The following is a 7399-nucleotide window of genomic DNA, read 5'->3' as shown; positions in this document are numbered from 1 at the left end:
CGCGGTGTAAAAACCGCGGGCCAGATAATGTCATGCAGCGTTTATAGATTGGCATGTGTGGAATTAACAGAAGAGGTTAATGGGTAATAAAACAGGGTGGGGCTAGTACAGCCTGCCTTGTTCTTACCACCCAGGGTTGTAGCGTTATTTTTTACTGTCTGGTAATTGGTCTTTTCACTTCATGACCAAGAAGTGAAAGGTTCAGAAAGTTACCGTAATTTATGGATGAATAGTTCGGGTAAGCCTGGAGTAATATAATGAAATTAGTTCTGCATGGAGTTAAAACCCTTATTGCTGGTGCTTTCGTTTTGGCATCGGGTGCATTGTCTGTCAATGCATTCGCCGAAACGTCAGACATTAATAATAATTTTGATATGTCCTCTGAGCAAAGTGGGCAGACAGCGGTTATCGGCGAAGGTGCACCAATCTACCGTCCGGTCGCCAAACCGGTGCCGGAACTGGCCCAGATCGTTTTCTATTATCCACAAGGGAATATACCGGCAACAATTAACGTGGATCGTGAATTGCAATCCGCACTTTTACCGGGCGAGTTCACCGTGTTCTGCGTTGCTCCTGGGGCACACGCAATAGAATCTTATTTTAACGATCAGCCAGGTTATCAGGGTAAACAGAATCCAGCTCATCAGATTAATGTACAGGGTTCGGAGACCTACTTCTTGCAGGTCAATCCTGGTTCTAACGGCACGACCACGGCTTTGGCTGAGCGATCAGTCGCAGAAGCCGATTTGAAATCAATGCGTAAAGAATCGCGAATTGTTAATCGTGCAGCGCAGGTAAAACCTTGTGAATACGTTAATGGAGGCGGCGTTGTGCTGATCCAGGAAAGCGTATTGTTCCGTTTTGCCAAGAGCAACTACGGCGCTATCACGCCTGATTCAGTCACCAAGCTGAATAACGTGCTCCAGTTTATCCAGCAGGGGAATAACATCAGTGAGATCCAGATTGTCGGTTTCACGGACGCCATTGGCAACCGTGATGCTAACCAGCGGTTGTCCGAGGCGCGGGCCAATACGGTGCGTGAAGCGATGATTCGTGCCGGGATTAGCCCTGATCTTATCAGTAACACCGGCGGTATGGGGGTTGCACAGGGGGCAGAAGGGTGTGGCGTGCGCGCCAGTCAGCAAGATGCAGGTTGTAATGCTAACAGCCGCCGTGTAGATATTATTGTGAGATAAACTTATTTCTACTATTAAATAATGAAATAACGGGCTGCTTAGGTTGCTCGTTATTATTTTGGATGCTAAAAGATTAATTATTACGCATCCACATTAATGGAATGCATTGCTATTTCATATTTGGGTGGTTTTGTCACATTGCGTGCTTTTTTTAATGAGTAAACGATAACGTTACGTAACTAAATACGCTCTATCCCTTTTCAACAATCTGCTTTAAATGGTCTAAGAAAAATCTAAGTGTTTACTTATTTTTGGTTGGTTATTTAAGTATATACCTACGATATTTATTGAGTAGGTTGGGTTATTCTTTGTGCTAGGATATATCTAATATAATACCTGAACGTAAAATCACAGGTTTCCAAGTTAAAACCAGGGACGGAATATGAGCGAACAATTGTCGGTGGCTCCGGTGATTCAATCACGGGAGTTTGACAATATTGAGGATAATGGAGCGGATCCTCTGCTGTGGGCTGTGGAATGGTTATGCCAGTATCATAATAAGCTCGCCAGCAAAGAAGTGTTATACGCAGGTTTGCCACGCAGCAAAAAACTGGATCCTGAACTGGCTTTACGCATGCTGGATCAGGTCGGGCTTGCTGGCGGCTGGATAAAGCGCGATCTCGCCAAGATTTCCACTTACCTTTTCCCGCTCGTTATTGCTCGTAACGATGGCACTTACTGCATCATTACCTCCCGCAAAGGAAGAAGAGGCAACTACCAATATCAGGTCGTGGTGCCAGAAAGCGGCGGCACCTTGTCTCTGACCGAGGCGCAGGTCACCGAAAATTACAATGGCTATGCCATGGTGGCCAACCCAAAACCTCAGCTTGATAAACGCTCTGATGACGAGATATTGCCGCAGGCAAACAATGAGGGGCACTGGCTGTTCAGTACCCTGTGGCGCTACCGGCATTACTTCTACAGCGCTGCCCTGGCGGCACTGCTGGCCAACGTCCTGACGCTGGCAACGACTTTCTTTACCATGAACGTGTATGACCGCGTAATCCCTACCCAGGCTTACGTCACATTATGGTCATTAGCGATAGGTGTGTTGATTGCCATAGTTTTTGAGTTTACCTCAAGACAGGTTCGCACCTACCTGATCGATGTGGCTGGCAAGAAAGTCGATCTGGTGGTTGGGGCAAAATTGTTCCGCCAGGTGATGGCGATGCGCATGGAAAGCAAGCCACAGTCAACCGGGTCGTTCGCCAACCAGTTACGTGACTTTGAAGCGGTACGTGATTTTGTCACGTCGGCTACCTTGTCGACGCTGTCAGACTTGCCGTTCTGTATTCTGTTTATGTTCATTATTTATCTGATTGGCGGACAACTGGCGATCGTTCCTTTGGCGGCGGTGCCGATAATTTTGTTAGTCAGCGTGCTGATTCAGTGGCCATTGAGTCGTTACATGAATGAGAACATTCGCGAAATCTCAATGAAACAAGGGTTATTGATCGAGTCGATTGAAGGGCTGGAAGCACTCAAAGCGGCGCGTGGTGAAGGCGTAATGCAAAAACGCTGGGATGATTTCAGTGCGTTGGCTGCGGCCTCATCAATGAAAACGCGTTATCTGTCTTCATTAACCTCGAACTTCGTCACCTTTATGCAGCAGGTCACTACGGTGGTGATTGTGTTGTATGGCGTCTATCTGATACATGCCGGTGATTTGACGATGGGGTCAATGATTGGGGTGGTGATCCTTGCGGGCCGCTCGCTGGGGCCATTGGCCGCGGTGGTTGGGCTTGCGCTGCGCTATCAACATGCCAAGACTGCGCTGAAATCACTCAATCAACTGATGGAGTTGCCGACCGAGCGCGATCCGGCGATCAACTATTTACCTACGCCCAAATTCACCGGAAATCTGCGCCTGAAAAAGGTGGGTTTTACCTACCCGGTACCCGGCGTGATGGTGCCACCGCCAATCCTGGAAAACATTAATATCACCATCCAGGCCGGGGAACGGGTAGCGATTATCGGCAGTATCGGTAGCGGGAAATCAACCCTGCTGCGGGTGATGGGGCGGATCTTCCAGCCACGTACCGGCCAGATCTCGATTGATGGCGTTGATGCGACGCAGGTTGATCCGGCGGATTGGCGGGCTGCGGTGGGATACGTCAGCCAGGATTGCCGCTTGTTCTTTGGCACGCTGCGTTACAACGTGACCATCGGTAATCCAGGGGCGAGCACTGAAGAGTTTTTGCGCGTTGCACGCCTGACCGGCCTGGATCGTATTGCCGCCAAACACCCATTGGGCTACGACATGCCGGTGGGGGAGATGGGTAACGGTTTATCCGGCGGCCAAAAGCAACTCGTGGCATTGGCACGCTGCTTGTTACTAAGACCTAAAATTCTGCTGATGGATGAGCCGACCAGCTCAATGGATGCCATGACGGAAACGTTGTTTATCCGCCAATTACAGCAGGCCATCGAAGGGCAGACGTTGGTCATCGTGACTCATCGTATGTCGGTGCTGAATATTTTTGACCGATTGATCGTGTTGGATGATGGGCATGTGATGGCCGATGGGCCTAAGGAGCAGGTGATCGCCATGCTAAATGCCAATAGTCAGAAAAACAGCCAAAAGCATGCTCAGATTAATAATCAATAAAAGTACCGGAATTCAGGCGGTGTAACTCGCTGTAGGTAAAAGGAATCAATGATGAGTAAGGATGACGTAACGGTACTCCCATCGGATGACGCGAATAAAAAGAAGAGTAACGATGGTGGCAATATTGTTTTAACGACCGGCGATAAAATTAAACCTGCTAAAAAAATATCGCATGAGGAAAAACGGGAGAAAGTTGAATCCGATGATGTGCTGTTTATTAACGATCTTCAGGCGGCCCTGATTTCGCAAAAAACGCCATTCAGCATGATCATGCTTTATATGATTGGCCTGATCCTGATTGTTTCTTTGGTGTGGGCACACTTTGCGCGCGTTGAGGAAATTACTCGCGGTGATGGGAAAATTATCCCGGCCAGCCGCGAACAGGTTATTCAAAGTCTGGAGGGGGGATCCTTGAAGAACTGAATGTCCGTGAAGGCGATGTGGTGGAAAAGGGGCAGGTCCTGCTGAAAATGGACCCAACCCGGGCCAGTTCCAGCTATGGCGAATCGTTGTCGAAAGTGCTGGGGCTGAAAGCCTCAATCGCGCGCTTGCGTGCGCAATCCTATGATACGCCGTTGGTGTTTCCTGCGGAGGTATTGGCGGTGCCGAGTATCGTCAGTGACGAAACCAAAGCTTATAACGCCCAATTGAAAACCTTGAATGAAAGTGTCGGTGCGTTGAAAACCAGCCTGTCACTGGCCGAAGATGAGGTCCGGCTTTCCGCGCCGCTGGCGAAGAAAGGATTGGTTTCTGATGTGGAAATCTTACGCTTAAGGCGCCAGGCCAACGAATTCCGCCTGCAGATTGCCGAGCGTACCAACCGCTTCCGTTCAGACGCCAACAGTGACCTGAACAAGCAGGAATCAGAGCTGGCACAGGCTGAGGAAATTATGCGTGGGCGCCAGGACGTCATGACCAGAACCACCATTCTTGCCCCGGTAAGGGGCACGGTAAACAATATTCGCACGACTACCCTCGGTGGGGTTATCCAGCAAGGTGCGGAAATAATGACGGTGATACCGCTAGAAGACAATTTATTGGTGGAAGCCAGAATAAAGCCTTCTGACGTGGCCTTCATTCATCCGGGGTTGCCTGCCACAGTGAAAATAACGGCGTATGACTACGCAATTTATGGTGGATTAAACGGAGTGGTGGAGCATTTGAGCTCTGACACTTTGATTGATGAGGAGAAGGCCAGATCTGGCCGGGGTGACTCCACCTATTACCGCGTTTATGTTCGTACCAATCAGGCTGCATTACATGTAAAGGATAAAGAGTTTCCTATTATCCCAGGCATGGTTGCCAACGTAGAAATTAGAACAGGAGAAAAAACCATCCTGTCTTATCTGTTGAAGCCGGTTTTAAAAGCACGCGAAGCATTCAGGGAGAGATAAGCCTGTGGCACAAAATAAATGTGAATTCCGTCTGCTGACAGTGGCGACGGCGGTAGCGATGTATTTGCCTTTTTCTACCTTAGCGGCGACGGATGCGGGTGTTGCAGCGTTGCGGGGGATCACCGAGGAGGATATTGCATCGTTGCCACCGATGATTACCCAACAGCAATATTCAAGCCAGCATACTTCAGAGGCGCCAGAGTTTCTTAAAAGTATTGCCGAGATGGATACCCTGGGAGGGGCTTCCGTGGTTAAGCCCTACGCTGAGGTGGCTCCGATTCAACAGGCCCAGCCTGCTCCAATGATTGCCCAGAGTATTGAAAGCCCAGCGCCGGTGAAAACCACCGAGGCGCCGGTATTTGCCAGGCGCGAAGAAGCCCCGGTGCCGGCGAAAACCACCGAGGCGCCGGTATCTGCCAGGCGCGAAGAAGCCCCGGTGCTGGTGAAAACCACCGAGGCGCCGGTATCTGCCAGGCGTGTAGAAGCCCCGGTGCCGGTGAAAACCACCGAGGTGCCGGTATTTGCCAAGAGCATAGAAACGCCTGCACCGGTTAACAGCACCACGGCGCCAGCATTAGTTGATCGTCGTCGTCTGGCGATGTCTTTGAATAATGCTGAGGCTGCAGCAGCAAAAAGTGAGCCCTCAGCCGTGAGCGCGGGTCGCAATCAGGCGGTATTGAAAAACAACTACGATTACTTCCCGCCGGTGCAGAAGTACTATCAGCCCGATCCGGCCTACGACAATGTGCGTTGGAATGGCGAGGTCGACGGTGAAAGTGGCAAGCGTACGCCTGCCAATGCGACGCCTGAGTCTTTTAAAAGCCAGCGCAATACCCCCTCAAGAGCTTTTTGCGCCAAATGGTTGCTTCAGCTCTGGCCCACAGCCCGGAAATCCGTTCTTCACAAGCGGATGTTCTGGCCGCAGGCTATCAGGTTGATCAAATCAAAGGTCAACGCTGGCCGCAGGTGCAGGTCGGGCTGACGTCGCCACTGGCTAACCAGGGGAACGGCGATACGACCCGCAACAACAGCAAATTCAGTGATACCAGTGGTTCAATCTCGGTGACTACGCCGATCTATGACTGGGGTAAGATAAGTAACCAGGTTGATAGTGCGGAAGAAAGTGTCAATGCAGCGGTAAATTCGCAAAATTACACCAAAGAGCAGTTGGCCTACAGCACGATCTCGGAGCTGATGAACTTGAGCCGCTACCAGGAAAACCGAGTGGTAGCAAAAGCCTATGTTGATCGAATGAAGCAGTTGGCCGATATGCTGGAACAGATCACCGCTGCCGATAAAGGGCGCGCCAGTGAATATACCCAAGCCAAAGCCAAGCTGCTTTCGGCGAGGGCCAGTCTGGATGATATTGAGCACCAGGTGAGTAGCAGCCGCATCAAGCTGGTTCGTTTACTGGGCGTCGAACCTGATTTGCCCCGTAATATCACCTGGCAGGACTCGATAATGCCTTCATCAATGGCCCTGGCCGCACTGAATCGAAATCCTAATCTGCTGAAGTTGCAGGCACAGGTAAAAGCTGCGGAATATGACGCTGAAAGTATTCAGGCGGCTAATTATCCGCAGCTCAATTGGGTCGTTTCTAAAAATACGGCGAAAGATACCAACGGCGATGAAAGCGGCTGGTACACCGGGCTGAATGTCCAATGGAATGCGTTCAGTGGCGGTTCACAACAAGCGGCACAGATGGCAGCAAGAGCCAAAGCGAATGGTGCTCAACAGCAGTATGAGGTAGCCTATCGCGATCTTGAATATCAAATTAATAACATGATCCAAACGCGCGACTCATCGTTTATGCGCGCTGAAGATTTTGATCGTCTATCAGTAGAAACTAATCGGGTCCGACAGATGTTTTATGACCAGTGGTACAACCTGGGCAAACGTACCTTGCTTGATGTACTGATAGCAGAGAACGATCACTATAATAATCAGCTATCTGCCATCAATAATCGTTATGATGGTTATATTTCTAATATTAATGTCATCACCAGTGCGGCTATGCTACTGAGTTGGGTCGGTAAGTAACGGAACGAAGACGTTCTGCGTATATGAGTGAGGCGCTAAACCATAATTTTCGTGCAGAGTGTAGCCAAACGAAATTACCACTCAAAAATATTTTTATAAGAGAGGGCTTTATGTATTCCGCTTTGGTTATTGATGATTACCCAACGATATTAGTTGCAATT

Annotated in this window: 4 protein-coding genes and 1 pseudogene; all 5 read left to right on the top strand. The window is 49.7% G+C overall.

Going from position 1 to position 7399, the window contains the following annotated elements; translation table 11 throughout:
- Positions 1-257: 257 nt before the first annotated feature.
- The 5 genes and pseudogenes from ACQ86O_RS26795 to ACQ86O_RS26775 all read left to right on the top strand — a co-directional run bounded on the left by ACQ86O_RS26795 (position 258) and on the right by ACQ86O_RS26775 (position 7238).
- Complete coding sequence (locus ACQ86O_RS26795; protein WP_431223584.1) at positions 258-1196, top strand: OmpA family protein; 939 nt, start codon at positions 258-260, stop codon at positions 1194-1196.
- Between the two features lie 382 nt (positions 1197-1578).
- Positions 1579-3804 (top strand): type I secretion system permease/ATPase, encoded by a 2226-nt coding sequence (locus ACQ86O_RS26790; protein WP_431223583.1) that lies wholly within the window; start codon positions 1579-1581, stop codon positions 3802-3804.
- A gap of 147 nt (positions 3805-3951) precedes the next feature.
- Positions 3952-5198 (top strand): annotated as a pseudogene (locus ACQ86O_RS26785) (HlyD family type I secretion periplasmic adaptor subunit).
- 4 nt (positions 5199-5202) lie between these two features.
- Complete coding sequence (locus ACQ86O_RS26780) at positions 5203-6180, top strand: hypothetical protein (protein ID WP_431223582.1); 978 nt, start codon at positions 5203-5205, stop codon at positions 6178-6180.
- A complete protein-coding gene (locus ACQ86O_RS26775; RefSeq protein ID WP_431225839.1) occupies positions 6072-7238 on the top strand; it encodes a TolC family protein in 1167 nt (388 codons plus the stop codon). The genes ACQ86O_RS26780 and ACQ86O_RS26775 overlap by 109 nt, the downstream gene beginning before the upstream one ends.
- Positions 7239-7399: the final 161 nt, after the last annotated feature.

This window comes from Serratia sp. L9, assembly GCF_050632285.1.
Classification (GTDB): Bacteria; Pseudomonadota; Gammaproteobacteria; order Enterobacterales; family Enterobacteriaceae; genus Chania.
Note: the sequence above shows the minus strand (reverse complement) of the source record. Positions and strands in the feature narration are given on the sequence as shown.